The sequence below is a fragment of the Aliamphritea spongicola genome (assembly GCF_017051665.1).
Taxonomy (GTDB): domain Bacteria; phylum Pseudomonadota; class Gammaproteobacteria; order Pseudomonadales; family Balneatricaceae; genus Amphritea; species Amphritea spongicola.
Map to the genome: position 1 here is coordinate 1,014,157 of NZ_JAFIDL010000001.1, position 26,960 is coordinate 1,041,116.

The 26,960-nt window shown below is 48.4% G+C and carries 19 protein-coding genes, 1 tRNA gene and 1 other RNA gene; 5 read left to right on the forward strand and 16 right to left on the reverse strand.

Annotated elements, in window-relative coordinates; genetic code table 11:
* Positions 1 to 55 precede the first annotated feature (55 nt).
* From JYB63_RS04705 to JYB63_RS04735, 7 genes are all read right to left on the reverse strand, one after another.
* Positions 56 to 1,444, reverse strand: a complete 1,389-nt coding sequence (locus JYB63_RS04705) for an ABC transporter ATP-binding protein (protein WP_205656633.1) — start codon at positions 1,442 to 1,444, stop codon at positions 56 to 58.
* Positions 1,431 to 2,234 carry an ABC transporter permease gene (locus JYB63_RS04710; RefSeq protein WP_205656634.1) on the reverse strand — a complete coding sequence of 268 codons (804 nt, stop codon included), beginning with the start codon at positions 2,232 to 2,234 and terminating at the stop codon, positions 1,431 to 1,433. The genes JYB63_RS04705 and JYB63_RS04710 overlap by 14 nt, the downstream gene beginning before the upstream one ends.
* Positions 2,231 to 3,166: an ABC transporter permease subunit gene (locus tag JYB63_RS04715; RefSeq protein ID WP_205656635.1), complete on the reverse strand. Its 936-nt coding sequence runs from the start codon at positions 3,164 to 3,166 to the stop codon at positions 2,231 to 2,233. Before JYB63_RS04715 ends, JYB63_RS04710 begins: the two co-directional genes overlap by 4 nt.
* Complete coding sequence (locus JYB63_RS04720) at positions 3,166 to 4,698, reverse strand: ABC transporter substrate-binding protein (protein ID WP_205656636.1); 1,533 nt, start codon at positions 4,696 to 4,698, stop codon at positions 3,166 to 3,168. The genes JYB63_RS04715 and JYB63_RS04720 overlap by 1 nt, the downstream gene beginning before the upstream one ends.
* A gap of 357 nt (positions 4,699 to 5,055) precedes the next feature.
* Positions 5,056 to 5,817 carry a substrate-binding periplasmic protein gene (locus tag JYB63_RS04725; protein WP_205656637.1) on the reverse strand — a complete coding sequence of 254 codons (762 nt, stop codon included), beginning with the start codon at positions 5,815 to 5,817 and terminating at the stop codon, positions 5,056 to 5,058.
* Positions 5,818 to 5,966: 149 nt separating this feature from the next.
* Positions 5,967 to 6,419, reverse strand: a complete 453-nt coding sequence (locus JYB63_RS04730; protein ID WP_205656638.1) for a hypothetical protein — start codon at positions 6,417 to 6,419, stop codon at positions 5,967 to 5,969.
* Positions 6,420 to 6,660: 241 nt separating this feature from the next.
* Positions 6,661 to 9,261 (reverse strand): inverse autotransporter beta domain-containing protein, encoded by a 2,601-nt coding sequence (locus JYB63_RS04735; RefSeq protein ID WP_205656639.1) that lies wholly within the window; start codon positions 9,259 to 9,261, stop codon positions 6,661 to 6,663.
* A gap of 492 nt (positions 9,262 to 9,753) precedes the next feature.
* Between JYB63_RS04735 and JYB63_RS04740 the strand changes: the two genes are divergently transcribed.
* Positions 9,754 to 10,194 (forward strand): pseudoazurin, encoded by a 441-nt coding sequence (locus JYB63_RS04740; RefSeq protein WP_205656640.1) that lies wholly within the window; start codon positions 9,754 to 9,756, stop codon positions 10,192 to 10,194.
* A gap of 134 nt (positions 10,195 to 10,328) precedes the next feature.
* Here JYB63_RS04740 and JYB63_RS04745 read toward each other — a convergent pair whose 3' ends face one another.
* The 3 genes from JYB63_RS04745 to JYB63_RS04755 all read right to left on the reverse strand — a co-directional run bounded on the left by JYB63_RS04745 (position 10,329) and on the right by JYB63_RS04755 (position 14,438).
* Positions 10,329 to 11,729: an ATP-binding protein gene (locus JYB63_RS04745; protein WP_205656641.1), complete on the reverse strand. Its 1,401-nt coding sequence runs from the start codon at positions 11,727 to 11,729 to the stop codon at positions 10,329 to 10,331.
* Positions 11,716 to 12,363, reverse strand: coding sequence for a response regulator (locus tag JYB63_RS04750; protein ID WP_205656642.1), 648 nt, complete (start codon positions 12,361 to 12,363; stop codon positions 11,716 to 11,718). Before JYB63_RS04750 ends, JYB63_RS04745 begins: the two co-directional genes overlap by 14 nt.
* A gap of 191 nt (positions 12,364 to 12,554) precedes the next feature.
* The gene (locus JYB63_RS04755; protein WP_205656643.1) at positions 12,555 to 14,438 is read right to left on the reverse strand and encodes a methyl-accepting chemotaxis protein; all 1,884 of its coding nucleotides are present in this window, start codon (positions 14,436 to 14,438) and stop codon (positions 12,555 to 12,557) included.
* Positions 14,439 to 14,613: 175 nt separating this feature from the next.
* Between JYB63_RS04755 and JYB63_RS04760 the strand changes: the two genes are divergently transcribed.
* Positions 14,614 to 14,790, forward strand: coding sequence for a hypothetical protein (locus JYB63_RS04760; protein WP_205656644.1), 177 nt, complete (start codon positions 14,614 to 14,616; stop codon positions 14,788 to 14,790).
* 307 nt (positions 14,791 to 15,097) lie between these two features.
* Here JYB63_RS04760 and JYB63_RS04765 read toward each other — a convergent pair whose 3' ends face one another.
* From JYB63_RS04765 to JYB63_RS04780, 4 genes are all read right to left on the reverse strand, one after another.
* Positions 15,098 to 17,596 (reverse strand): DEAD/DEAH box helicase, encoded by a 2,499-nt coding sequence (locus JYB63_RS04765; RefSeq protein WP_205656645.1) that lies wholly within the window; start codon positions 17,594 to 17,596, stop codon positions 15,098 to 15,100.
* A 7-nt stretch (positions 17,597 to 17,603) separates the two neighbouring features.
* A complete protein-coding gene (locus tag JYB63_RS04770) occupies positions 17,604 to 18,524 on the reverse strand; it encodes a HamA C-terminal domain-containing protein (protein WP_205656646.1) in 921 nt (306 codons plus the stop codon).
* 889 nt (positions 18,525 to 19,413) lie between these two features.
* A non-coding RNA gene (locus JYB63_RS04775) (RtT sRNA) lies at positions 19,414 to 19,548 on the reverse strand.
* Positions 19,549 to 19,593: 45 nt separating this feature from the next.
* Positions 19,594 to 19,670, reverse strand: a tRNA-Val gene (locus JYB63_RS04780).
* A gap of 279 nt (positions 19,671 to 19,949) precedes the next feature.
* On the opposite strand from JYB63_RS04780, the gene JYB63_RS04785 reads away from it, so the two are divergent.
* The 3 genes from JYB63_RS04785 to JYB63_RS04795 all read left to right on the forward strand — a co-directional run bounded on the left by JYB63_RS04785 (position 19,950) and on the right by JYB63_RS04795 (position 22,511).
* On the forward strand, positions 19,950 to 20,831 hold the full coding sequence (locus JYB63_RS04785) for a transporter substrate-binding domain-containing protein (RefSeq protein ID WP_205656647.1): 882 nt from the start codon (positions 19,950 to 19,952) through the stop codon (positions 20,829 to 20,831).
* Between the two features lie 127 nt (positions 20,832 to 20,958).
* Positions 20,959 to 21,507, forward strand: a complete 549-nt coding sequence (locus tag JYB63_RS04790; RefSeq protein WP_205656648.1) for a heme NO-binding domain-containing protein — start codon at positions 20,959 to 20,961, stop codon at positions 21,505 to 21,507.
* Positions 21,504 to 22,511 (forward strand): sensor histidine kinase, encoded by a 1,008-nt coding sequence (locus tag JYB63_RS04795; protein WP_205656649.1) that lies wholly within the window; start codon positions 21,504 to 21,506, stop codon positions 22,509 to 22,511. The genes JYB63_RS04790 and JYB63_RS04795 overlap by 4 nt, the downstream gene beginning before the upstream one ends.
* A 47-nt stretch (positions 22,512 to 22,558) precedes the next feature.
* Here JYB63_RS04795 and JYB63_RS04800 read toward each other — a convergent pair whose 3' ends face one another.
* Positions 22,559 to 25,249 carry a bifunctional diguanylate cyclase/phosphodiesterase gene (locus tag JYB63_RS04800; RefSeq protein WP_205656650.1) on the reverse strand — a complete coding sequence of 897 codons (2,691 nt, stop codon included), beginning with the start codon at positions 25,247 to 25,249 and terminating at the stop codon, positions 22,559 to 22,561.
* Between the two features lie 397 nt (positions 25,250 to 25,646).
* Positions 25,647 to 26,927, reverse strand: a complete 1,281-nt coding sequence (gene nosR / locus JYB63_RS04805; RefSeq protein WP_205656651.1) for a response regulator c-di-GMP phosphodiesterase, NosR family — start codon at positions 26,925 to 26,927, stop codon at positions 25,647 to 25,649.
* Positions 26,928 to 26,960: the final 33 nt, after the last annotated feature.

Genomic DNA, 26,960 nt, shown 5'->3' on the forward strand with positions numbered 1-26,960 from the left:
AGAAAACAGAAACAAGGCCCGACTCTGTAGTGGTAACTATCAGGTTAGAAAGCCATTAAGCGGTCAGTTGAATCACCCGGTCGCAGCGTTTCTCGATCAGCATCGGGTCATGGCTAACCAGCATCACGGCACAGCCCTGTTCTCTGGCCAGATCCACCAGCAACTGGCTTACTTCCCGGGTGGTTACAGGATCAAGCCTGGAAGTTGGCTCATCAGCAAACAGGAAGACCGGTTTCAGCAAGAGAATCCGCAACAGACAAAAACGCTGCAACTCCCCCCCTGATACTTCACTGGCACTGCGTTCCAGTAAGGCGTCGCTCAGCCCCAGCCGGGCCATCAGTGCAGGCACTGAGGTCACGTCCAGGTCATGAAGTTGTATCAGATCCATCAGCAGAGTACGCAGGGAAACCGCATGGCTTACAGCCGCTGTTGGGTCCTGATACAGCTTTTGCCAGTGATGGCCGGATACGCCTTCACGACGGGCCACCTCACCTGCATGCGGCGGATTCAGCCCAAGCAAGGTATCGCCCAGTGTACTTTTACCACACCCGCTGTCACCGACAACACCGACAACTTCACCTGGATGCACCTTAAAATCCAGCCCGGAAACCAGCGCCTGTTTACCCCGCCCAACCGTTAACTGACGGGCACTGATAAGAGGTTTACTGTCTTCAGCAAATACCTTGCGCGGTGGCTGCCACCACTTAGCCGGATCAGCACTGATCAGTTCACGGGTGTAAGCATGCTGCGGGTTGCTGAGAACGTCCTCTGCCAGCCCTTCTTCCAGTAATACGCCGTCTTTCATCACCATGATCCGGCCACCGATCTGACGGGCAACAGCAACATCATGGGTGATAGTCAGCAACACACCGTCTGCCGCCTGACTGATAAGCTGACTGACAACATGATCACGCCGGGATATGTCCAGTCCCTTGGTGGGCTCGTCTGCCAGCAGCACCTGAGCACCGCCCGCCATGGCACAGGCAATGGCCACCCGCTGGGCCATACCCCCGGACAGCTGATCTACCCGTTTCTCTGCACCAGCCTGTAAACCTAACCGGAACAAATCATCTTCTGTCCGGCTACGCGCTTCACTTTCAGTCAGTCCGCCTACCAGATGATAGGTTTCCTTCAGTTGATTACGGGCACTCATCAGCGGCGACAGTGCATTCCAGGGTTCCTGAGGCAACAGAGTAAGTTGCCGCCCCCAAAGCCCCTGCCTTTCACTCATACTCTGCGCTTTGCCGAACAGTTCCAACCGCCCTTCACAGTGCAAAGTGTCAGCCAAATTCCCCATAATCGCCTGCGCAAGGAGGCTTTTACCCGATCCGGTCTGCCCTAAAATGGTTAACCGCTCCCCCGCATCCAGCGTCAGGCTCAGCGATTGCAATAACTCAACATTGCCGGCGTATACGGCCAGGTCTGTTGTCTTAATCAGGTGCATTACCGCCCCTCCTGCCACAAAGATGGAATGCCAGTACCAGTAATGCCAACGCCAGTAATGGCTGTGCTAACAGCCAGGGGGCTTCCTGATAATACGGGAACAGCTCGACGATCATTTGCCCCAGCTCTGCCGTCGGCGGCTGAATACCTACGTATACAAACCCTAACGATGCCATCATCAGTACAGCATTAGCGGCACCAAAGGCAGCCAGCGTCAGCAGCTGCGGTGCCAGCGCCGGCCAGTAATGACGCCGGAACAGATACCATAAACTGAAACCCATTAACCGGGATGACTCAACGGCCGGAGAGGTATCCACCCGCTGGATCACTGCACGGGTCAGGCGAAAATATTCAACCCACTGGATCAGTGCAATGGCGATATACAGGACCAACAGGGAGCCAGGCGCGATTGAAGCAAAGATCATCACCAGCACCAGCCCGGGCAGCGCCATAATCAGCGTCACCAGCATATCGATCAGCCGGTCAACCCAGCCGCCCCGGGTCGCTGCCAGCACGCCTAACATCACGCCGGTCAGCGCTGATGTCACTACACATGCCAGCGCCAGAAGCAGCGATAACCGCAGGGCATCCGCCAGCCTTAGCCACATATTGCGGCCGAAATGATCAGTTCCCAGTAAAAGCTCGGCATTGGGAATGCTCAGTATCTGATTAAGATTCTGACTGTTACCGTCACCGGCAAATAAAAAGGCGGTACCAAAGCTGTACACGCAAAGCACGGCTAACAGGACTAATCCCAGCCCCTGCGCATTAATAAGCGTACGGTCACTCATTGCAGTCGCCCTCCCCGCGGATCCAGATAGTAGCAGGCAATATCAACGGCGGTATTCAGAAGGACAAAGAGTATGCCCATCATCAGAGCAGCCCCCTGTATTACCGGAATGTCACGGGCAAAAATGGCATGGGCCAGACCATGGCCCACCCCGGGCCAGGAAAAGAGTGATTCAATCATCACCACCCCTTCCACCAGAGTAATCAGCTGAATCCCCATGAAAGCAACCACAGGCACCGCGAGATTCCGCAGCCCATGACGGTAAAGCACCTGCCAGTTGCTCAGGCCTTTAGTACGGGCAAACTCAAAAAACGGGCTTTGAATCACCTTACGTGCTTCGTTATGCACCACCCGGTTAGATACCGCTGCAAGGCTCAGACCTAACGCCAGCATGGGCAAGACCAGATGGCTGGCACTGCCAAAACCGGCAACCGGAAACCACTGTAATTCCAGCGCGAAAAGAATGATCACTAACAGGCCGGTTACAAATACCGGCAATGCCCGCATCAGGGTTGAAAGCGTCAGCATCAGCCGGTCAAACCAGCCCCCCCACCATGCGGTGGCAATGCCTAACGGCACAGCAATCAGCATAGAAAGAGCGACACCTGCCATTGCCAGATAAAATGAATGGCTCAGCATATGCCAGAGCTCATCCACCACCGGCATACCACTCACCAGAGAGTTGCCAAGGTTGCCTGTCAGCAGGTCTGCAAACCATTGCAGATAGGCCTGAAACGGCCCCTGATCAAGGCCTAACTCGGCCCTGACCAGATCCGCAGACGTTGTATCAACCGCATCCATTCCGTAACGCCCCGCCGCAATACGGTAGGCCATATCTCCGGGAAGGCTGCGCATCAGCAAAAATGTCAGGGTACTGACACCCCAGGCCACACCCAACAACTGCAGCAGGCGCTTTATCAGTAACTGCGCCACTAACGGTTCCACTTAATCTCGTTCAGAAAGTAGCTACGCTCATAGGGATCGAAGCGGAAACCCTCAACGTCTTTCTGAACCGCGGTATGCTGAACATAGTGCGCGATGGCAATCAGCGGCTTATCTTCATAAATAGCCTGGGCGATTTGCTGCGCCTGCTGACGGTATTTTGCCGTATCGTTCTGCTGAACCAGCTGACTTAAAGATGCCTGAATCGCCGGTTGAGACCAGTTCATGCTTCCCCAGTCACCGCCACTGCTGTTACCAAAATCTTTAATCAACACGCCCAGAGGATCAGCAATGGTGCCGTAGTTACGTGCGATCAGCGCCACTTCCAGTGAACCGTCCTGATGCCCGGAAGGAATAGCACTGGAGTTAGTAACATTCACGTTCAGCTTAACCCCGATGCGTTTCCACTGATCCTGCAGTGCTGTTGCAACTGTCACCAGCTCCGGCCGGTCGGCATAAGTAATCAGTGTCAGTTCAAACGGCTGACCGGCTTTTTCCATCCAGCCATCGCTGTTTTTCTGCCAGCCATCAGCCATCAATAATGATTGGGCACGTTCAAGATCCTGCGCTGCAGAGGTATCACCGATATGCCAGTCAGACATATAAGACGGCAGCAACTGAGCCGTTGCTGATTCAGGGCTGCGCAACACAGCGGATGCAATACCATGGCGGTTAATTGCCAGGCTCAGTGCCTCCCGGCTTGACTGGCTCGCCAATAGCGGATGCGCCAGGTTCAGCTTAATGGACAACACCCGTGGTAAATCCGTACGCAAAATTTCCACCTGAGGCAGCATGCGCAGTGCAGGTACAGACGCTGCATCCAGGCCAAATACAATATCACCTTCCCCGCTGCGCACCTGTAATACTCGGCTTTCCGCCCGGTGACCGGTCAGATAGCTGGCATACTCTATTGACGCTTTTTTACCCCAGTAATCATCAAAACGCTCCACCACCAGCTTGTGCGGCATCGCAATTTCATAGGCAGTGAATGCCCCGGTACCGATAACAGCGATTACATTGGATTCAGCATCGAACGCTTCCGGCGCCAGAATAGCGGTTGAATAGTTAGCCATGATTGCCCCTAACGGGCTGTAAGGATTGGCAAGGTTAACTCTCATTTTCTGGGGATCCAGCACTTCAATGCCGGTAATCGGCGCCCCCTGCATAAGGCTTGGCTTGGCACGGGCAATATTCAGGCTGTTAACCACCGCGGTAGCATCCAGGGCAGAACCATTGTGAAACTTAACATCCGGCTGCAGGGTAAATGTCCATGCTTTGCCGTCTTCACTGATCTCCCACTTGCTGGCCAGACCTGGCGTCAGATTTCCTTTCGCGTCGACATTCACCAGTGTTTCAAGTACCTGCATCCGCTGAAAGACATAGCCCCGGCGCGTCGGATCCAGGCTGGCAAATTCAAACTGTCCCTTTATCGCTAATGTATTTTCTTTTGTCGGCTCAGCCAGTAAAGGGGCTGAGAGTGACAAAGCACCAGCGACACCCAACGCAGAAATAACCTTCAACATCTGTCCAATTCCTTACACATAACATGAAAGCTAAAAATGTTACGTTATAACAAACCAATTGAAAACAGTTATTATTCTGTTTAAAGAACACAGACATCTGACGAAGCAATACCCATCAGCAGGTCAGGCATGCAAAGATGCCACTTTACTGAGCGATACGCTTATTCATCCCTGAACAGCTGTAGCTTCAGAGAAACCTGACAAGAAAATCTCTGAAAACCGGAAAGACCTGCCGGCTGAAGAATGAATGATCTTGCAGGCACGGTGAATGAAACAGACTTCCCGTGAATACCTGTTTCCGGTGAAAGCCTGTCAGTGATGAGAATGGATGCGCTAATCTGATATCAATTGTTGCAATTACTCTTCAACAAACTGATATTTCTGCAGAATTTTCTGATAAATGCCCTGCTCCTTTATCCGTAACAGTGCACCGTTAAAATCACTCAAAAGACGCTGGTGTCCGGGATAATTACGGGACACCATCAGCCGGGAGGGGCTCTTGCTGTACAGAGGTTTTGGCAGCATCCGGTAATCAGCCTGACGATCCCCCAGCATGTCTGCTAACAATAAGCGGCCACCGAGGGTATCCAATGCAGCAAAATCTATTCGCTGCGACGCCAACATTTTCACCAGCTGAACATCGGAATTCACGACAGTCAGTTCGGCACCGACACTCTCAAAATCCCCCACGTAGCTGTAGCCCCGAACACCGCCAATCAATACACCCTTAAGATCTGAAAACTTTTCGAAGGTTACCGGCTCTGTACGCTCAGCATCAAAGAATAAGCGGGTTGTGGTAAAGATCAGCGGATCAGAAAATGCAAACTCACTGCTGCGTTCAAGGGTTTTGCGGTAAGGAAATGCCGCAAAAACTTTACCCTGCCTGAGCAGTACTTCGTTACGTTTCCAGGGTAACCACTGAACCTCTGTGTGCATCCCCATTTCAGCAATCACGGCACTCACTATTTCAGTGGTCAGACCATAGTCACCGGGTACGTTTTGAGTATAGGGAGGCCAGTCACCACTGGCTAAAGGCAAAGTATCTGATGCCCTGACAAAACCAGAAATCAGAAACAGCACCAGCGGAATACACCAACCAAAGATAAAGCACTTACGCATACAACCCATTTGCCAGCCTTTACTTGAAAGATACGGGCTACAGTATAGGCAGATTAAAAGGCATTAAAAACAGGGTGATGAATGAAAATCACACAGTCACGGGTGATGTTGTCCGAGACTGTGTGACAGGGGAAAAGCAAAACTGACTGTTATGTCATGCCAGCGTCGGCCTGATTGTAATAAGTAACTGTTGATGGCTGGCCGGTTCTGAGTACCCGGTTATCGGCCGACTCAAACTCATCGACATCATACCGGCGATCAATGGGTGCATTCGCCAGGCCGTACAGTGAATACTTCTGCGCAGCGAGAATAAAATCCGTCTGACGGATCTGCTCCAACTGTCTGATAAAGGCATCATCATCCAGATCCCGCTGTCGCTGAACCTCAATACGCTCTTCATTCAGTCGCTCCAATTCCAGCTGCTCCCGGGCCAGTGCTTCGCGGGCTGCATCGCTGATGCTTACCTGAACCCCTGGCTGCTCAACACGCGGTGGCTCAAGGTTTTCGGTATATGCCGCAATGGCCCGTTCCGCCCTGCTAACGGGTGCTGTAGCAGTGATCTGACCGACCGCTGCTGAAGTAATATGTGAAATGCCGTCCATAACCGATCCTCCTTATCCCTGCTATCCGATTAGTTAAAAGAAGTAAGACCACGACCCACCATTGATCAGTATATAAACACCTGTAACTGAAATGTTACTGAAAGAGTTATCACAGCTTCAGAAACAACAACGATAAGGGCTGAACAAGCGTAGTTACCTGTTACCGGTAGCAGGGTACCAGCACAAAAAAACCGGCAGCCTTTCGACTGCCGGTTTGGACTCCCGGACAACTTCAATCCGGTTATTGCTGAGTTACAGTAAAGCCCTGCAGGTTAGTCAGATCCAGCGCTAGCGCTCCGGTATTCGTCAGATTAAGGTTACTCAGTAATAACTGTCTGCTAATCGCCAGATTATCGCCGGCGCCGTTAAATGACACACCGGAACCCGCGGTGTTATCTACCCGAATATTGTCCAGCTCAACCCGGTAGCTCAGGCCATTTGCCGGTATTGATGTGAACTGATTAAACGATCCCTGTAGCGATACACCCTCATTCAGGACAATATCACTCACCCGGATGTTACGCAGGGCTAATGTCGCTGTCCCGCTTGAATTAGTGATCTCATCGTAGGCGTGGCTGATATCAATACCGTTTGGTGCACCGCTTACAACAATGTTACTCAGTACAGTCGTGCTGTTAACCCTGCTGTTCACCGTCTCGTCAAAACTGCCACTCATATCAAGTGCATCGGAATTCGGATTGAGAATCCCGGCATCAATCACTGTGATGTTATCCAGTGTTACCTGGGCATTCACTGTACTATCTGTGAATTCATCAAGGATCTGTAAATTGATGCCGTCATCAGCGACTCGGTTAACGGTGATATTACTCAGCGCCAACTTCGCAGTTAAAGTACTGCCGGTTGCTTCATCCAGCCCGCCACCAAAATCAATACCATCTCCTGCCCCTGTAAAACCGGCATCTTCAATGGTGATATTGTTCATGACAATATCGATATCCGATACAGCATTATCAAACTCATCAAAAGAACCATTCAGGGCAATCGCCGTTTCCGGTGCTCCCCGCACAGTCACGTTGTTAAACCCAAGCTTAAGCTTACCGTTACCGCCATGAAACTGATCAAAAAAGTTAGACATACTGAAGCCCCGTGATTCGGGATCAATTATGCCAACACTGTCGATGGTGACGTTGTTGAAAGCAATATCAAAATCTGCCGTGCCGTTTACAAAGCGGTTAAAGGCACTGCGCATACTGATCCCGTCGTCACCGGTATTGGATATATCCAAACCGTTAAATCTGAGTATGCCGGTGCCTGTTTTAAAACTGTGGACCGAGCTCTGGAAATCAATACCGGTCTGGGCGATATCATGAAGCGTAATGTCATTAAGTTGCACATCCAGATGAATCCTGTCCGCATTTATCAACCCGCCCAAGCCAGTAAAATCAAAACCGGAACCGCCAACCTGATGCATATCGACGTTATTTGCCCGTAGCGTCAGATCCGATGCGCCCCCTAACCGGATACCGGCACCGCCCACGTCGGAAATATTAATATCATCAAATGCCAGTATCTGACGGGGTAATACAGCGCCGGTCACCTCCTGTACCAAATGCCGGTCACTGAAACCATGGTTAAAAATACTGCCGGACATAAAGCCCGCACCGCTGACATCCAACCCGATAAAGTGATTACCATCTGCCACCTGAAAAACCGCTTCATTAAGTGTATGGCTGATACGCGGGCGGCTGCCCGGTGCTGTATAAACACCGCTGCCGCCGGTTTTAGCACCGCGCAACTGCACGGTTCCTGCACTGCCCACCAGTGTCTGATCAGCCGCCATCACACGGCCACCGGTGAACGTACCGGCGGTGCCGTCCAGCACGATTAATGTATTGGCACCTTTATTAATTGCCTGTGTCAGATCGGCATCATCAGTTGCAAAGGCCACTTGAGATAACGCAACACCGGTGGTGGCATCTTCTACCGCTTCGCGGCCGGAATCAGCGGCAATGATATCAGTATCTCTTTCCAGCGCTGCCAGCATCCGCTGTTCCTGAACAGATAAACGGCTGGCGGGCCGGTCATATTCCGGCACGAGAGGAATGGTCAGTTTCAGGCCGAGTTCCCAGTTATCGTCCCGTACCTGATCATGGCTGTAACCGGCTTCCCATGTCAGTGATGAACCGGGGATTGCCGCAAAGACATTGTTCAGTCGCCACTGTGCCCGTACCTTGGGGCCCGTCACGGCTTCAGCGGCCAGTTCATCATCAAACCAGAAGCCGCCACCATGTAACCAGAGTTCGCTGTCAGCCCCCAGGTTAATCGGCAGGCGATAACCGGCTTCCAGATCCACCCCGTGTAAAGGTACCTCTGCCGCACCGGTAATAAATAACTGATTGCCCACCAGCTCAGCCTTTACCGGCGTGCTGTAGGCTTTAGCATCAGACAACGGATAATAACCATTGAAACGCAGATCCCAGTTGGCACTCAGTGCCTCAAGCCCACCTGCCACCTGTTTAAAGCGGTTGCCGGACTCAGACGTCCGGGCATCCAGCCCGAGCCAGCCGCCGATGTTCCAGCTGGAATCCAGCATTTGCCGGTAACCCAGCGCCACATTGCCTTCCCGGCTGCCTTCGGTAAATAACTTGCCCCGTAACTCAGTGAACACCATCCGGTCATCCAACTGATACAGGGGGATAAACAACGCGGCTTCACCGCGGCTGACATTATCGGAGCCGGCAAAACCGCCGACTTCCAGCCAGGGCTGCCACTTATTTGCTTCATGTGTATCTGCCGTTGCGTGACCGGCGAGAGATATTCCAGAAATAATCAGGCAAGCTGAAATTGCTTTATTAAGACACAGTGGATTCAGAGTCGACATCTTGGTTTGTGCTCCGTCAACGGTTAGTCAGCGGCAGCCGGATGAAACAGAAAAGCCCGCCGGCAGATACTCCAAATCCATCTGTTCTGCCGGTCCCCCCTGATCGGACAGAACCACCTGCCAGCGGGCATCTTTTCCTGTTCAGCACATACTGCCAGTCAAAGATGTTCTGACGGGGGACGTCTCTCCACGACACTGATTATCCTCCTGTGCTGTTGGGTATACACCGCAACAACTGATGATGACCGCCATCAGAACGACACAGAGTTTTACAAAGAAAACTTAAGAAACTCTTAAGCCTTTTCAATCTCTTACTGAAAAAACGGAATAAACACAGTAATCTGACGCGCCACTGATATCTCTGCTTCACCGGAGATAAACAGCCAGGCAGGATCAGGCACCCCTTAAGGCAGCCTGCCGGAAAATGACTGGGCTGATTGGATTGGACTGAACATCAACAAGGAACGCCCACGGGGGCATTTGGAACACACAATGAAAACCAGAATATTCTCAGCGCTGCTACTCTCGGCACTCACCGTTACGCCGGCATACGCTGCCGAGTATGAAGTCAAAATGCTTAACGCCAATGAAGAAGGCAACATGGTATTTGAACCTTCTGTTTTACAGGTGGAAGTGGGCGATACAGTAACCTTTATACCCAGCGACCCCGTTCATGATTCAATCTCAGTGCTGACACCAGCCGGCGCCAACAGCTGGCACGGTAAGAGAGACCAGAAAATAAGCGTCGTGATTAATAAAGAAGGCGTTTATATCTACAAATGTGCGCCCCATTACTACTACGGCATGGTGGGAGTCATCCACGCAGGTAACCCCGTAAACCTGGCTGAAGCACAGCAGGCCGCTAAAGACATCAGCTCTAAATTCCTGATGAACAAAGACCGGCTGATCAACTATGTGGACCAGCTGAAATAGCCTTTCACATCAAGCCCTTTTACAGAAAGAGCTTTCACATAAAAAAAGGGCTTCCGTCAGAAGCCCTTTTTCTTTGAAGCTGTTTGCACGTCAACAACCAGCCAGTTAAACAACCTTTCGATCAAACCCAGCAGTTAAACAGGGAGTGTGATCTGCACCGTCAGGCCGCCTTCCGGCGTATCCGACAGTTCATAACGGCCCTGGTGAAGCTCAACAATGGTTTTCACAATCGTCATGCCCAGCCCGGCACCTGGCAGGTGCTTATTCCCTGCCCGGTAAAAACGTTCGAACACCTGGGCTTTTTGCTCATCACTCAACCCGGCACCGTGGTCAATCACCCGCACCTGTAACTGCTGCCCTGCCGGCTCGATCTCAACCTGAATGCTGTCACCTTCATTACTGTAGCGAATGGCATTCTCGATCAGGTTACGTAACAGAATTCCCAGCAAGACCGGCTGGCCCTGCATACTCAATTCTGCATCAGAAGCGCTGCATTTGAGTTCAACATCCATGCGCCGGCTCAGGGCCTGCGGATACAGATCCGCAATCACATCACCGGCTACAGCTGGCAAAGCCACGGCTTCAGTTTTCATGCCGGTGGCATTTTGCGGATTCAGCCGCGCCAGCTCCAGCAACTGATTAATCAGCCGTTCCATCCGGGCTACCCCTTCATTCAGCTGAGTCTCGTTAGAAGTATCCGTATTAATGAACATTCTCAGTGCCGCCAGCGGAGTACGTAACTCATGGGCAGCATCATCGGTAAAACGCCGCTCCCGTTCCAGCATCACCTCCACCTTGGCAAACATCGAGTTCAATGCGTCAATCGGTGCATTCAGCTCCGCTGCCAGATCCGGTTTCGCCAGCGGGGTCAGGTTATCCGGGTCACGTTCACTCAGTTCATTACTCAGCTTCACCAGCGGCTCCATGCCCTTGCGTACCACCAGATAAATAGCCAGACACAGCAGCACAGCAGCCACTGTCAGTGCGGGAATGAAACTGAAGCTGATCTCAAGACTCAGGTAAGACCGCAGGGGGATATTCTGAGCGCTGCGAATCCACAGCTGACGCTGCTCATCAAAAATGCTGAATACCCGCCAGGCATCATCCTCCAGTTCAATATCCTGAAATCCTGACACCGGAGCACTCAGCCCTGCACCCTGTTCTAACGAACTGAACAGCACCTCACCTTCACGGTTCTGAATGATCACCCCAAGGCCGTCTGCGAAATATTCAACGGACTCCTCTTCCTCATGATCCAGATCCTGATCAAAGTACTGCGACAGATCACCGCTGTGGTCTGCCTGCTGTTCCCGGGTCCAGCCACTCAACACTTCCTGAAGATCATCCTGTTCATGGGGTAGCAGAGTATCTATAAGGGAACTGGCCTGAATCAGCCCGGCATCAAACACCTCTTCCGTTTCATGCTGCGCCATGTACACCGCACTGAGCAGTGAAGCAAAGCCCCCCAGACAAATCAGCGCCAGCGTCCAGTAAAGAATATACGTCTGAATTGAATACACCTTAGCTTTCAACAAAATAACCCACCCCTCTCACGGTTTTGACTAATTCTTTACCCAGCTTTTTACGCAGGTTATGGACGTGCACTTCCAGCGCATTACTTTCCAGATCATTCTCGTAAAGCTGTTCTTCTATCTGACGCCGGGTCAGTACCCGTCCGGCACTTTCCAGCAAATACACCAGTAATTCGTATTCCCGGCGCCCCAGCGTGATTAACTCTTCAAGGAAGAACACCTGTCGCGCCTGGGTGTCTATCCGGATATCCCGGTACGTCAGCATGGCCTGGCTGCGGCCCGCAGCTCTGCGCTGCAAAGCCCGTAACCGCGCTTCCAGCTCATCCAGATCAAACGGCTTCACCAGATAATCATCAGCACCGTTATCCAGCCCTTCAATACGGTGGTTCACTGCATCCCGGGCAGTCAGAATCAGCACCGGCAACTCAACCTCCCGGCGAATCCGGCGCAGCACCTCCAGCCCGTCTATATCCGGCAAGTTAAGATCCAGAATCACCAGCTCAGGCTGCAGCTCAAACACCGCATTGACTCCCGGCTCCCCGGCTTCAACCCAGTCAACCCGGTAACCCCGTTGCTGCAGATTCAGCTGAACCCCCTGCCCCAGCAAAGGATCATCTTCAATTAAAAGAATTCTCATAGACATCAACACACACAATTAACAACTGCCCGATGTAGCACATAGCTTCGGCTTATAATTGGCAGCCAGCATACACTATTGAACTCCTTTAAGGCCTGACCAAAAGTACCAAAGAGAGTAATCTCCCGGCCAGATACAAAAAAACCAACAACCTTTAGGGCTGTTGGTTTTGAAAAACGCCACCGAACGGATCAGACGCGGAAAGCAGCCACTGACTGATTAAGCTCATCTGCCACCGTGGCTAAACTCTGGGCCAGCGCCTTGTTCTGCTCGGACGTATCGAACGTATTTTTCGCCAGATCATTAATCTCAACAATGCTGACATTAATGGTTTCAGCCACCGCAGACTGCTCTTCTGCCGCCGTGGCTATCTGGCTGTTCATATCCTGAATGCTCACCGCTTCACCACCGATCACCGCCAGAGCCTGATTGGCATCCGCCGAGCGGGCTCCGGTTTCACCTGCACCGGCGGCATTCTCCTCCATCAGTTTTACAGCACTTTCAGCGGCATTCTGTAAGTTGGTAATCATGTTCTGAATTTCACTGGTGCTGGCCTGGGTCTGATTCGCTAGGCCACGGATCTCATCGGCAACAACCGCAAATCCCCGACCGGCCTCACCGGCACGGGCCGCTTCAATTGCCGCGTTGAGTGCCAGCAGATTGGTTTGTTCAGAAATGCCGTTAATCACATCCAGAATGCTGCCCACCCGGTTGGTTTCGCTGTCCAATTGAACAATCACTTCCTGAACATGGCCGATGCCGGAAATCAGCTCGGTAATCTGGGTGTTCATATCAGCCACCACGGAAGTACCATGCCCAGCCGATTCATGGGCCTGATTGGCAGAATCCGCAGCCGTCTGGGCACTGCGTGCCACTTCTTCAACGGTCATCGTCATTTCATTCATCGCCGTTGCCGTGTGTTCCAGCTGCTCCATTTGCTGATGAGAACTCTGATGCACCTGGCTGGCGGAGACCATAATATTCTGAGATGCATCACTGAGCTGGCCGGCAGTGCTGTTGATCGTGCCAACGGTCTTCCGCAAGCTGGCGATCATCGACAATACCTGCGCATAAATACCGGTTTCACTGCCCTTAATCTCAACATCGTGACTCAGGTCACCCGACGCAACCCGTTTGACCAGCGCCTCAATATCCCGGGGTTCACCACCAATCGGAACATACATCAGACGGTGAATACAGTAATACACCACGAACAACGTGATCACGATAAACACCAGCGCCAACAGGCTGGCCAGCATCAGGTTTTCATTGGATGCCTGTAAAATCTCATCCCAGGACACCCAAGCCCACACCATCCAGCCGAACTCCTCCACCCGGGTAGACACCACAAAATACTCGTTACCATCAAAAACATAACTGTGTTCACTGGTTGGCTGATCTTTGAAAGGCACATAGCTGGGACGCTGCTCATACAGGTTGGTGCCGATATAATCCGGATACTTCGCCGCCATAATGAAGCCATCCGCCCGGCTGACGAACAACTGATTGTTCTCATCCAGCCCCTGAATAAAATCAGTAATCTCATTCAGCGACAGGTTAATAGAAAGCACGCCCACAACGGCGTTACTGCGGATCACCGGAACAGCCACCGCCATCACCATATTGCCGGATGCACTGAGGTAAGGCGTGGTCATAATTTTACGTTCACCCGCCAGCGCCCGCAGATACCATTCACGCTGCTTCTGCTTGGCATTAAAGCCGGGAATCAGGCCATTCTTATTTACCGAATAGGTACGACCGTCCCGCAGCCCCACATATGCATTCAGCACACCGAACTGGCTTTTCAGCGCCTGAAGCTGCGGTAACAGCTGCTCAGAATTAACCTCACCATCAACGATCTGCACTTCACCGGAAATCAGTTCCAGTGCGTCAAACATACGGTTCAGTTTTTCGCTGATCGCTCTTGAAATCAGAAAAGACTGATTCTGCAACTTCCGCTCATAGTCATGAACCGAAGCGGTTTTAAAGTGATAAAAACCGACAACGGATATGCTGACAATCGCCAGCGCAAACAGCATACCCACGTAAATTAACAACTTTGCTTTAACACTCATTCATCATTCTCCCAGGGAATTCCTGACAGAGAATATCCTGTAAGACGCGTTAAACCCAAACACTTACAACCCAAAATGAAAATCAAATTCTCATTTTAGATACTTTATGTTGTTTTTTAGTATTCATTTTAAAGGCGGAATTGACTGACATCCGCAGAGAGTCTGGAGCTTTTTTATGGCTTACATTTCCATTTTCTGTATGACTGATTCTCCAGATAACAGCAATTCAGCAAAGCTCTCACAGATCACAGTGATGAATGTTGAGCTATCAGCAGGTGCAGAGAGGTACATAGAAGAAGAGAACATCATCGACTTTATGGCTGTCTATAAAGACTGGATCTACGGCTACTAGTTGGCCAAGAAATGCCTAGCGATCGTGAACGTCTCAGTGATTCGATGATTCTCCGCTTACAGATGGCGACATGCTGTTGATCGATTCTGCAGATAGATGTGCCCAGTTCGGAAATATCTATGTGGTAGAGATTAGGAGTGAGTTGCGCGTGAAATGCTTAATGAAGCGGATGGATAGACGTTGAGCCATCAGCTCAGATAATAAGAGTGCCCGGCCTATCAAAATGAAATTATCTCGCATTACAAGTTTGAGCTATTACGAGTGATAGGCCAGGCTTTTCTGATATTAAAAGGTAAGCTTTGAATATTTAATTACCAAGTAAGCTCAAAACTTCTTGTTTGCATAACTCAGGAATTTCAAGACGATCAAAATTTACATTCTTTAATTCTTTATAATAATCTTCGGTATCTAAATTATTAGCATCAAATTTTAAAACTTTACTCAGATAAATAGCTGTAAATCTAGATACACCTAAAGCCATAATTTGTAAGGTATGGCGGTTACACGAACCAAATTCAAAATAAATATGATATGGTTCTAAGCTAATATTTTCTTCTCCGTTTTTCTTTTCGATAAGATATCTTAAAATATCATTATACGCGGAGAAAAACTTAACCATGTTAAATCGTACTTCTTGATCAAGTAGTTTCAAATGATCTCTAATAACAGAAGAAATGCTTTTTTCTGTGTTAGCTAGAATATACTTAACTCTAGTATTCAGTATATCTTTTAAACTGTCTCCCTTAATCCAAGAATAAGCCAAACCGCTAATTAAGTTCTTATAAGATTCACTTTTAAGATCCCAACCTAGGCATAAAGCAAACAACTCAATAACGGTTATCATTTTGCTCTTTGCACCTGTAGCATATGGGTAGAGCAATTTTAAATCATTAAGGTCATCATAGTTCTCAATAAAGTCATACAGAAACTGCAAATAGTCAGCTCTAATAGCTTTATTTTTTTCTAATATTTCATCAGGAACCGTCACTGACAAACTAGTAACTTTTTCAATGGTTTTATCCAACTCGACAGTATTAGAATCAGTTCTAAATCTTTCAAAAATTTCAAGAGAATCTGTAGAGCGATAATCGTTGTATAGTTTACCAAAAGCCATTTCAGCTTTGCCGTACTCTTTTGAATTTAAGTCGAAATTAGATATTAACTCTTGAATAGTTCGTCCACCATCTTTCATTATGCTATCTAAGGATGACTCTATAATTTGAAGTTTCTCTCCTTTATAAACAGATTCTTCCCACTCATCAGGTTGTACACACCAAATGTTTCCCTGAAACTCTTTCACTAGACGACCTGCACGACCCGATAAATTCAGAAAATCTGAACGATTCATCGGAGAGTCACCAGACTTTGGATTTTCAATAACAATGTGCTTAGCAGGGAGATTTACCCCCTGTAACAAGGTACTGGTACAACATATGAATTTAATTTCGTCATCTTTGAATAAATTTTCAACACCCTGTCTAACTGTAGAAGGCATATGTCCATAGTGAAAACCAACTCCTTTCTCTAAACAAGAAATCAAAGGGTAATCAGGATGTATTTCCTTCTTTATAAAATCAATAAAGACTTTAACTTTATCACTTATAACGAAACTGCTATTTAATTCTGATATCTGAAACGCAACATTTTCTGCATCACCAGGACCGTTTGAAAAAACTATAACAGAATCTATATCTTTCGATATAGCTTTTGCAACATAAGAGCGCCTCTTAACTTTCGGTTCTCTATAAGTGAAATTAACCGATATTTCCCCTATATTAATAGAGCTTGTATCTGTTAGTAAGTCTACATTTATAAACTTAGGTTTCATTCTAACCGAATTCAACAAGAATATATTTTGAGACACCGGAGAAATAATTTCTGTGAAATATTTTCCTTCTTCATTAAGATTAAAAACATTTAAGAAATAATTAGGATTTTTTATTAACGGTGAAGCAAATAATATATTAATAGCAGGAAACATTTTAAGTGAATAGTCTATTACACTCTGAAGTAGAATACCTCTTTTTCCTTTTTGTATTTCATGAGCTTCATCAACAATCAAAGAGGAAATATATGGTTCATTATCTTCATGAGAGTTTAAAAAGCTCATCAATCTTTCTTGAGTAAAGACAAAAACACTTCCTGACTGCAATTGTTCTTCATTTGAAGGAAACGGCGCAGTTCTTACAAGAACATCACTCAAACCTTTATCTCTAAGCAAACTCCTTAACCTTGAAGAAACTTCAGTTATTAAAGCTCTAGTAGGAACTATATAAACTATGGACTTCTTACCCGGACCTTTTAGTTTATCTATCAAATCCATGCCGAGTATGAACGACTTTCCTGCCGATGTAGGTGCAGAAACACTGAGAAATTTTTCTTTTTTTAATGATGTATAAAATTTATATTGAAAATCTGTAAGTTGAATTTTTCGATCATCATCAAAAACAGAGTTTTCAATTTCTCTAGATAAAGTCTCTAGTTTGAGAAAGCTTGGTACTTTATTACTTTCCCCAAACCTATTTCTTAACAAAGCCCTACCAGGAAAATTCCCAAGCCTAGATAAAATAACATCTGCAGCACCTAGCACTTTTTCATCATCTATTATATTTAACAGATCTGATATTATACTATAAGCATCAGTTTTATCTTGATCTCTATCTGATAAAGACTTCATAGATGATATCGCTATCAATCTATTTATTTCCTTTTCAGTCAGCTTATCCGATTCAGAAGTACTTTCACCTGGCATATATATTAGTGAGCTATTCTTTTTTAACTTGATAATTAAGTCAGAATATTCCATTTTCAACCTAACGCTTTATTAAATTCGTTTCTAAATTCGACCACAGAAGGAAATGGTATAAAAAATACATCAAAGCATAAGTGTTTTTTATCGAAGACATCAAACTTTTCTGTATATTTTTTACAAGCCTTTGGCTATCTTTCAAAAATTCAATTCTAAAGTTATTATTTTTTTCTCTAGCAATATCGCCTACAGCCTCATCATAGCCCTTATAATCATAGCCAATCAAGCATGCATGATTTATCCTTACTGCCTCACTGGGTGCTCCGTTAACAAACAGGTTACCAATTTCTTCTTTAACAACCTCATCGGCATATTTATAATGCTTTGTAACCATCGAGAACTCATGTTCGAGCATATCTATATCGTGAAAATCACTTATACTCTGAAGTGCAGATGTTATTGCAGACGTGGCGCTTTTATATAATTTAGATTCACCAAAGTAAAAATCAACAAGCTTTAATTCTTTATTCCACTTAGCATGAATGCCATCTGATCCTTTAATTTCATCTTTATGATTAGTTTTAAGTTCCATCTTTGCTACAACTTGCGGAGCCTTAATTACTGCTTCCATTAAAAAGAACAAAAGTGTCTCACCAGCTTCACCTGTTTTATCTGGAGAATCATCATAAACTTCTGGATTTCTAAATAAACTTCTGGCTTCTTTAGTTAGAATTGCTGATTGAACCGGGTCCAAACTTTCACTTCTATTTCTAGAAGAAATACAGTAGTGAATTATATATGCATAAAGAGTATTGGCTAAAGCTTTAATCATTGGTTGCTTATTTCCATCAAACTTAAGGTGATGAAAACGCAACTTAGCTTCAATTCCATTAATGGTATGTTGATGCTCTATAACATCAATACATGTTGAAAAATGAGTAGGATCAACTGAAACATTTTTTTCAAATTCAGATTCGAAATTCATCTACTATCTATCACCTATTTAGATTTACAATCTAAAGGCGAAAGAAAAACAATCGATACTGTATCCTTGCTCTCTAACGCCTGCTGCCGTTATTTATCAATATCCAGCTCGTCGCTGTATCAGTTACTCCAATTATCCACTGAAAGACTATACACCACCTATCAATTCAATCCCTATAACTTATACATAATATTAAACAACAATTTACATAAATATTTGATTAAACCTAACCAAACATAACTACAATGATTGCATAAGTTATATATATATAAAACAACTTAAGTTATTTTGCATAAAACAACCTAAGAATTTACTATTATTCCTAAACCAAACAATGGTGCTATCAAAATCACTTCAGTAATTAGCTATAGCTGATTTTGTTCACTGTATTAATAAATATGCCCCTTTTGGCGCCCCAATATGTCAGAGCCTTTATAGCCCCAAATATCCGCAATCTGCTTATAAGTAGTCGTCTGGCGGTTATACGCTATTTTTATTAAAACCGGCCAAGTCTGAGCTGCACGGTACCCTAAGGATGGAGTGCCTGATAAATAACTGATCATAATGTAACAGCTCTCTGTGGCTAGAATTCAACGCAGTTTTATTAGCATCGATTAAACACAGTCACATCACAAAAAACAGTATCATCTTGGTATCAGTTAAGGGGACATTGAGCCAGATCAGAGGACCTATTGATCAAGAAGTGAACACCGCCAACAAAAATTACGAGTGAGTACGCAGATTGTTCACCCCTCCGGGGCTATCGTCGCAAGCTCCGATGTGGTCTCGCTTCGCTCGGCTCGACTGCCTTCGGCAGTTCTCATCTGCCTATTAATTCCCACGCCGTAGAATGCAAAAAGCCCGCAGTAAATGCGGGCTTTTTTATATCTGGTAGGACTAGGCAGATTATTCACGGCTTCGCCGCTCACCCCTTCGGGGCTATCGTCGCAGGCTCCGATGTGGTCTCGCTTCGCTCGGCTCGACTGCCTTCGGCAGTTCTCATCTGCCTGTAATTTCTCACACCGCAGAATGCAAAAAGCCCGCAGTAAATGCGGGCTTTTCGGTATTCTGGTAGGACTAGGCAGATTCGAACTGCCGACCTCTACCATGTCAAGGTAGCGCTCTAACCAACTGAGCTATAGTCCTGAAGTGGGGTCGTATTATAGGCAAATCGTTCCCGGACGCAAGCAGTTTTTACCTGTGTTTTAACAACTTATGCATCATGAAAGACAAAACGCCTGATTATCTGAATTAAACTCAATGTAATTCAGCTGCAGCTCATAAAACGCCCGTTAGACTTTAGTCAATGCTCAGCTTCTGACTGTTCTTTTTACTCATTAAACACATTACTCACACTTACACCCGCTCAGCCATGTATACTTTTCCAATCCAGACCGCTGAAGCATTTATCTGACAGGTTGTTTTATGATTGCTGTTGTTCGCTCTCTGGCCTGTGTACTGCTTTTGCTGTTCGGTACCGTTGTACACAGTACGCCTCTGACACTGAAATTCTTTCAGACCGATTCCCGGTATAACTACCGGATCGATCTGCTTAAACTTGCGCTGGATAAAACCGCCGCAACCGATGGTCCGTATCTGCTCAGCCCTGTTACGGAAGAGATGACTCAGGCCCGTGGCCTGCAGTCTCTGGAAATGAAACAGGAGATTAATATTGCGTTTCTTTCCGCAACCGCTGAGCGAGAAGCACGTTTTCTGTCGGTTAAAGTGCCTCTCCTTCAGGGCATTCTTGGCTACCGGATTGCGATGATTCATGAGCGTCAGGCGGATACTTTTGCCGGCATTAAGACCCTTGATGATCTGCGCCAGTTAAACGCCGGCTTTGGTAGCCACTGGGCCGACCTTTCTATTCTCGAAGCGAATCAATTACCGGTAACAGGCGTCGCCCGCTACCCTAATCTGTTCTCTATGCTCAACGCCGGTCGCTTTGATTACTTCCCCCGGGGCATTAATGAAATCTATAAAGAGCTGGAAGAACGGAAACCGGATTATCCGCGATTAACGGCGGATAAAGGCTTTGCCTTTTATTACCCCTACCCGGTATTTTTCTATGTCAGTAAGGATAATCAGGCGCTTGCTGACCGTCTGACCCGCGGGCTTGAGATGGCTAAGGCGGACAGTTCCTTTCATCAGTTATTCATGAGCTACCACCGGGATACGATTAACCGGGCACGTTTACCGGAGCGGCGAATTTTCATTCTTAACAATCCTTCTCTCCCGACTGACCTACCCCGCCCGAATACCCGTTGGTGGTTTGAGGAAGCTTTCCGCTCGGTCAGGGCTGACTGAACATCTGCAGTCCTGTAACGGGGACATCTCAACAGTCCCCCGCAATGGGTAACTAACGTACTGCAAACATCTGAATTCCCGTTATATTTAAAGGATATAGGTGAACAGCTACGTCAGGAGGACGTCCATGAAAGGAGTAATCTTCAACATTCTTGAAGAAATGGTCATCGAGAAATGCGGCATGATGGCCTGGAACGATATTCTCGAAACCCTCGGCCAGGATGGTATCTACACCGCTGGCAAAAGTTATCCGGATGATAAGCTCTTCGCACTGGTCGGTGAAGTTTCCGCCCGGCTGGAGCTACCGGCTGAAGCCGTTGTCGGCGCGTTCGGTGAGTTTCTGTTCGACCAGTTGGCCCGGCGTTATCCGGTGTTTCTGGAAACCCAGCCTACCCTCAAAGACTTCCTGAAAAGCATCGACTCTGTGATTCACGTTGAAGTGCGTAAGCTTTATGAATCGCCGGATCTACCTTCCATCATCTGCCATGAGCCTGACGAGCATACCCTTGTCATGGAATACCGCTCCCCCCGCCAGCTTTGTCTGTTAGCTGAGGGGCTGATTCGCGGTGCTGCCAGCCGCTACAACGAAGCCATTGAAATGACCCATCCGGTCTGCACCCATCAGGGGGCCGATCATTGTGATCTGATCATCCGCTTTACTGAGCAGGCAGCATGAACAAAGAAGCCGAAGCGTATAAAACAGCCTATGCCCGGGAACGGGCTGCCCGCCTGGAAGCGGAGCAGTTACTGGATGATAAAAGCCGGGAGCTGTTTCTGAAAAACCAGCAGTTAGAAGCCTCTAACACACGGCTGAAAGAGCAGCATAATGCCCTTGTGCGTAACGAAAAGCTGGCAACCCTGGGCACACTGTCCGCCGGTGTTGCCCATGAGATCAATAATCCGCTAGCCTTTGTTTACAGTAACCTTGGCAGCCTGAACGGCTATATCGGCGGATACCAAAAATTGCTGCAGATGGTGCAGTGCTGGCAGGCGGATGAGCAGCTGAGTCCACAACAGGCTGAGGCGCTCAGCCAGCTGATAGAAGCCGAAGATCTGGTGTTTATCAGCGAGGACATTACAGGCCTGCTGGCTGATTCACAGGAAGGTCTGGACCGCCTGAAAGACATTGTGCAGAACCTCAGACGCTTTGCCCATTCTCAGGATACCGACTGGGAAGATGTGGATGTGACCGACGGCCTGGAAAGCACCCTGAAAATTCTCAACAGCCAGCTGAAAAATACCGTCACGCTGGAAAAACACTTTGCTGAATTACCCATGGTGCCCGGCAAAGCTAACGAACTGAATCAGACATTCCTGAACATCATCGTAAATGCCTGCCACGCCATGAAAGATACAGAACGGCCATTACTGCGCATTGAGACCCGCAAGGAAGAAGACGAGGTCCTTGTTCAGATCACGGATAACGGCTGCGGTATGGATGAAGCGGTGCTTAAGTCCCTGTTTGATCCCTTCTTCACCACGAAACCCGTGGGCGAAGGCACCGGCATGGGCATGTCGATTACCTATTCAATTATTAAGAATCATCAGGGGCGTTTGAAGGTGGCCAGTAAACCAGGCGTTGGTAGCCGCTTCAGTATTTATCTGCCACTGAAACGCAGTGAGTCGGCAAATAAGGATACGTTGTCAGACCCTCAGGATCTGACAGAAGAGCCGGTTTAATACCACACTCAGAGAGATATAGTCAGAGTATTTATTAATCAGTTTTATTAATCCGTCAGCCCGGGCTGTGAAGCAGGCACAGCGGCTTCTTCAACAGCCTCTTCATGCACAGCAGATGAGTTCATCACCTGCTCAGCAAAAACCTCTGCAGACATCGGCCGGCCTAACAGGTATCCCTGCACCGCATCACATCCGGCGGTGTGCAGGAAGTCATACTGATAGGCGTCTTCCACCCCTTCTGCCACGACCTTCAGTCCCAGACCTTTAGCCATCGCAATCGACGCCAGAATCAGTTTCTGATCACTCGGATCACTGGCCAGATCCCGCACAAAACTGCGGTCAATCTTCAGCACGTCAAACGGGAACTGTTTCAGATAACTCAGCGAAGAATAACCGGTACCGAAATCATCCATCGACAGGCAGATACCCATATCCTTGATTTGCTGCAGAACAGTTTTGGTGCTGGCATCGTGTTTGATCAACAGGCCTTCGGTGATCTCAAGTACCAGCTGATGAGCCGGGAAACCGCTCTGCTCCAGCGCCTGATGCAACACCTGAACGATATGGCCATCCTTAAATTGCCGGGGAGACACGTTAATCCCCAGAGTAAACTCACCGTTAAGCTGCTCACTCCAGCGCTTCGCCTGATGGCAGGCGCGGGTCAGAATCCATTCGCCCAGCGGGACGATTAAGCCGGTTTGCTCGGCAACCGGAATAAACACATCCGGCGGCACCATGCCCAGCTGCTGATTATCCCAGCGCACCAGTACTTCCGCGCCCAGCAGCTGCTGTTCCTTAAATGAATAGATCGGCTGGAAGTTGAGATAGATTTCATCCCGTTCCAGCGCACCCCGTAACTGATCTTCCACTTCCAGCCGGTCGGTAATCTCGTTATTCATTTCCGGCGTATAGAAGGCAAAATTATTACGCCCTTCCGCCTTAACGTGGTACATGGCGGTGTCGGCCTTTTTCAGCAACTCTTCCGGCTGGGTACCATCCTGCGGCGCAATCACCAGCCCGATGCTGCCGGAAATAAAGTAACTGCGGCCCTGCAGCTGAAATTCCATCGCCAGCGCCACCAGTATTTTGCGGGCAATGGCTTCGGCATCCGCCTGACTTTGCTGGTTTTCAAGAATCAGAATGAATTCGTCACCGCCATAACGGGCCAGGGTATCGTCTTCGTGGATCACGTCCTGCAACCGCTGGGAGACGGATATCAGCAGCTCATCGCCCACTTTATGCCCGAGGCTGTCGTTGATCTTTTTAAAGTCATCCAGATCAATAAACATCAGCACCACAAAGCCATCATTCAGCATTGAGCGGCCAATGGCCCTCTCCAGGCGCTGGGTCATCAACGTACGGTTAGGCAGGTTGGTCAGGGCGTCAAACTGGGCCTGATAACGGACCAGCTTTTCACGCTGGCGGCGGACGGTAATGTCCTGCAAATTGATAATCGTCGCGGGGCCGTCATCCAGAATGATATGTTTGGTATTCAGTTCAACCGGAAAGCTCATGCCGTCACGGCGCAGTGCTTCAACCTCAATATGCTGCTCACTGTTAGCCATGGCCTTCTGCACCAGTTCAGCCTGGGCACTGCCCCACAGATCCGGCATTTCGGTACTGAGTAATTCACTACGGGTATAACCAAACATGCTTTCAGCAACTTCGTTGAAATCGATGATCTGGTTGTCCCGCAACATAAAGACGGCTTCACTGCCGGTATGGGTCAGTTGCCGTAAACGGGATTCACTGGTACGTAAATTCTGAATATCACGCATCAGCTCCTCAATATACACCCGCCCCTTACTGAGCAACATCCAGGTAATCATCGCCAGAATCACCGCCACCAGCGACAACAGGGTTATTACCGATACATCTGCAAAATGGCTGGAAGGCAGATAGTTTTCATCTTCCAGATACAGCCAGCGCCATCCGGGTAGCCGCTCAATTTCAGCCGTCGATACCCGGTAGGTATTGCTGAACTCATCGGTCACCACCGGCGAGCCGGTTTTCCAGACAAACGGCAATGTCTCGGTCACTCTCTCACCAAACTGACGCCCGTCAACCAGCAACTGCTGCTGCCAGCTATCCAGCGGGTTCATGCTTCTGAACACCCATTCACGGATGTTTGACGCCATGACAATGCTGTCCGGCGATAACAGCACCATTTTGCCCGGTACATCAGAAAACCGATCTTCCAGACCGGAAATATCAACCTTATTAACAATCACCCCCAGTAACTGGCCATCATCACCGCGCACCTGATGGGAAAAATACAGCCCCCGCTTTTTCGTGCGGTATCCCAGTGCCAGATACACAGATGAGATCCCGGACAGCGCCTGGCTGAAATAAGGACGGTAGGCAAAATTGTTGCCCAGAATCTGCTGTTTCAGCGGATTATCATTCACAGCCACCATATAGCCGTCGAGATCCATGAGGTAACACAGGGATGCAGAGTTAATTTCACAGATACTGTTAAGCAGCGGCGTCGGGTCGCCACCGGGGCTGGTGTAAAAATCTTTTACCTCAGTCATGCTGGCTTGCAGATTTAACTGCCGGGACTGAGCCCGCAAATATGCATCGAGTTCTGCATTCACTTTTTCCACATAACTGTCGGCCCGCTGCCGGGACTGATGTTCAGCGTCGGTTTCAAGCAGCCAGAGATAACCGCCAAAACTGCCAAATACCGTCAGCAGACAGAGCAACGCCAGAGAAAACTGAATGGATTTAAGCTTCATGACACAGGTTTAAGCACTGACCGGTTGGGTTGGAATTAACATAAGACCTCTCTGTAAGCGTGTTTGCTGATACGTCAGAGTGGCCAGAGAATTATTTGAGAAAACATAAAATGCCGTTATTACATGCATAGTACTGCTCCGGGATTGCTTACCGGTGATTCGACATCCGTTAAACATCCCGTGTTTCCGGCAAACTTATAATCTTCTGCGCTGTCCGGACGTAATTACATGAAACTTAGGGTTAAGCCTACAACGATACTGGCAGTTTATCTGCTCATGAAGCGGGAGAACTCACCAGACTGGGTATACCCTGCCTTAAAATCAAACAGTTATATTACGGCCGGAGGCTGACTCTATCCTTAAGAACAGCCGGCAGAACAGCTGCTCAGCCCTTGCCTCATTTACGCTGCTGAATATAAATCCGGAAGTGCTCTCCCAGATTAAATTCCATTTCCCGCAAGCGTTCGATGGCCACGTCATCCATGACCATACCGGCACTGAGCAGGAGTACATGCTGTTCACTGAGAAGGTCACGGGTCAGCTTCATACCCGGCTTCAGTTCCACACTGCCAATATATTCATCCTTAAGAGCAGCCCCCTGCTTATTAAGTTCCTGCAGAGCCTTAACCAGTGTTTTCAGTGCTTCAGGGTTATAACGTTCTTCAGCGGTGTCCTGCATATAACGGATGGCTTCTGCGGTGCTGTAAGCCCGCTCAGAATAATGACCGTTCACCAGCTCCACGTAGTCATTTACGACGCACAGATACTGGGCTCCAAGGCTTATTTCGTCCGCCTTCAGGCCTGAGGGATATCCGCTGCCATCCAGATATTCTTTATGCTGAGCAATAATCTTGCCGGCGTCATAAAGCGGCTTAACCAGCATAATCTGTGCCTGTGCCAGCAGAGGATGTCGGCGATACAGACGCTGCCGGGCCGGCGACAGCTGGAGATAGGCAGGCTTAATGAGTTGATCATCAAAACTCAGTTTGCCGATGTTACGTAACTGCCAGGCGTAATAGAGCTGCTTTAAATCGCCGCCCTTCAGAGGGCTGAGTTTGGCCACTGTGACCATCAGCTTATTCAGCCTGACATTGTCTTCCGCCAATTGTCCCAGTCGTCGGGCAGTCAGTGCGGAAAACATCCGCACCACTGAACGGTAACTGCTCTTAAGCTCGGTATGGCTATGTAACAACCGGGCAGTCCGGTCTTCAACGGCACCGGCCAGTTTACGGGTGAGTTTTTTCAGCTGCTTATTACTTTCCAGCGTCAATTCATGCAGCTGTTCGTTTTCCCGTTTTAGCTGCCCCAGCTGTAAACATTTCTCCACCGCCTGCAACATTTCGTCATCTTCCCAGGGTTTGAGAAGAAAACGGCTGACCTTACCTTTATTGATGGCCCGAACGGTTACTTCCGACTCAACGGACGCGGTCATGCCGATGCGTTCAGTTTCCGGCCATTTGGCAGCCACTTCACTGAGAAACTCATCGCCGCTCATGTTGGGCATGTTCATGTCACTGATCACCAAATCCATGGGAATATCTTCCAGAATAGCCAGACCGGCCTCTCCGGATTCAGCGCAGTGTATATGGTGCCCGACAGGCTCCAGCAGCGCTTTCAGCGCCGCCAGGTATTCAGCGTCATCATCCACCAGAAGAATCGATCGGTAATCAGTATCCATGCCGCTCCCTGTAAATAGGTAAAACCTGCCGGT

Excerpts from the sequence above, each read along its gene's own strand:
- JYB63_RS04705 (WP_205656633.1), bottom strand. The coding sequence starts at position 1,444 with ATGCACCTGATTAAGACAACAGACCTGGCCGTATACGCCGGCAATGTT.
- JYB63_RS04710 (WP_205656634.1), bottom strand. The coding sequence starts at position 2,234 with ATGAGTGACCGTACGCTTATTAATGCGCAGGGGCTGGGATTAGTCCTG.
- JYB63_RS04720 (WP_205656636.1), bottom strand. The coding sequence starts at position 4,698 with ATGTTGAAGGTTATTTCTGCGTTGGGTGTCGCTGGTGCTTTGTCACTC.
- JYB63_RS04725 (WP_205656637.1), bottom strand. The coding sequence starts at position 5,817 with ATGCGTAAGTGCTTTATCTTTGGTTGGTGTATTCCGCTGGTGCTGTTT.
- JYB63_RS04730 (WP_205656638.1), bottom strand. The coding sequence starts at position 6,419 with ATGGACGGCATTTCACATATTACTTCAGCAGCGGTCGGTCAGATCACT.
- JYB63_RS04735 (WP_205656639.1), bottom strand. The coding sequence starts at position 9,261 with ATGTCGACTCTGAATCCACTGTGTCTTAATAAAGCAATTTCAGCTTGC.
- JYB63_RS04740 (WP_205656640.1), top strand. The coding sequence starts at position 9,754 with ATGAAAACCAGAATATTCTCAGCGCTGCTACTCTCGGCACTCACCGTT.
- JYB63_RS04750 (WP_205656642.1), bottom strand. The coding sequence starts at position 12,363 with ATGAGAATTCTTTTAATTGAAGATGATCCTTTGCTGGGGCAGGGGGTT.
- JYB63_RS04755 (WP_205656643.1), bottom strand. The coding sequence starts at position 14,438 with ATGAGTGTTAAAGCAAAGTTGTTAATTTACGTGGGTATGCTGTTTGCG.
- JYB63_RS04760 (WP_205656644.1), top strand. The coding sequence starts at position 14,614 with ATGGCTTACATTTCCATTTTCTGTATGACTGATTCTCCAGATAACAGC.
- JYB63_RS04765 (WP_205656645.1), bottom strand. The coding sequence starts at position 17,596 with ATGGAATATTCTGACTTAATTATCAAGTTAAAAAAGAATAGCTCACTA.
- JYB63_RS04770 (WP_205656646.1), bottom strand. The coding sequence starts at position 18,524 with ATGAATTTCGAATCTGAATTTGAAAAAAATGTTTCAGTTGATCCTACT.
- JYB63_RS04785 (WP_205656647.1), top strand. The coding sequence starts at position 19,950 with ATGATTGCTGTTGTTCGCTCTCTGGCCTGTGTACTGCTTTTGCTGTTC.
- JYB63_RS04790 (WP_205656648.1), top strand. The coding sequence starts at position 20,959 with ATGAAAGGAGTAATCTTCAACATTCTTGAAGAAATGGTCATCGAGAAA.
- JYB63_RS04795 (WP_205656649.1), top strand. The coding sequence starts at position 21,504 with ATGAACAAAGAAGCCGAAGCGTATAAAACAGCCTATGCCCGGGAACGG.
- JYB63_RS04800 (WP_205656650.1), bottom strand. The coding sequence starts at position 25,249 with ATGAAGCTTAAATCCATTCAGTTTTCTCTGGCGTTGCTCTGTCTGCTG.
- nosR (WP_205656651.1), bottom strand. The coding sequence starts at position 26,927 with ATGGATACTGATTACCGATCGATTCTTCTGGTGGATGATGACGCTGAA.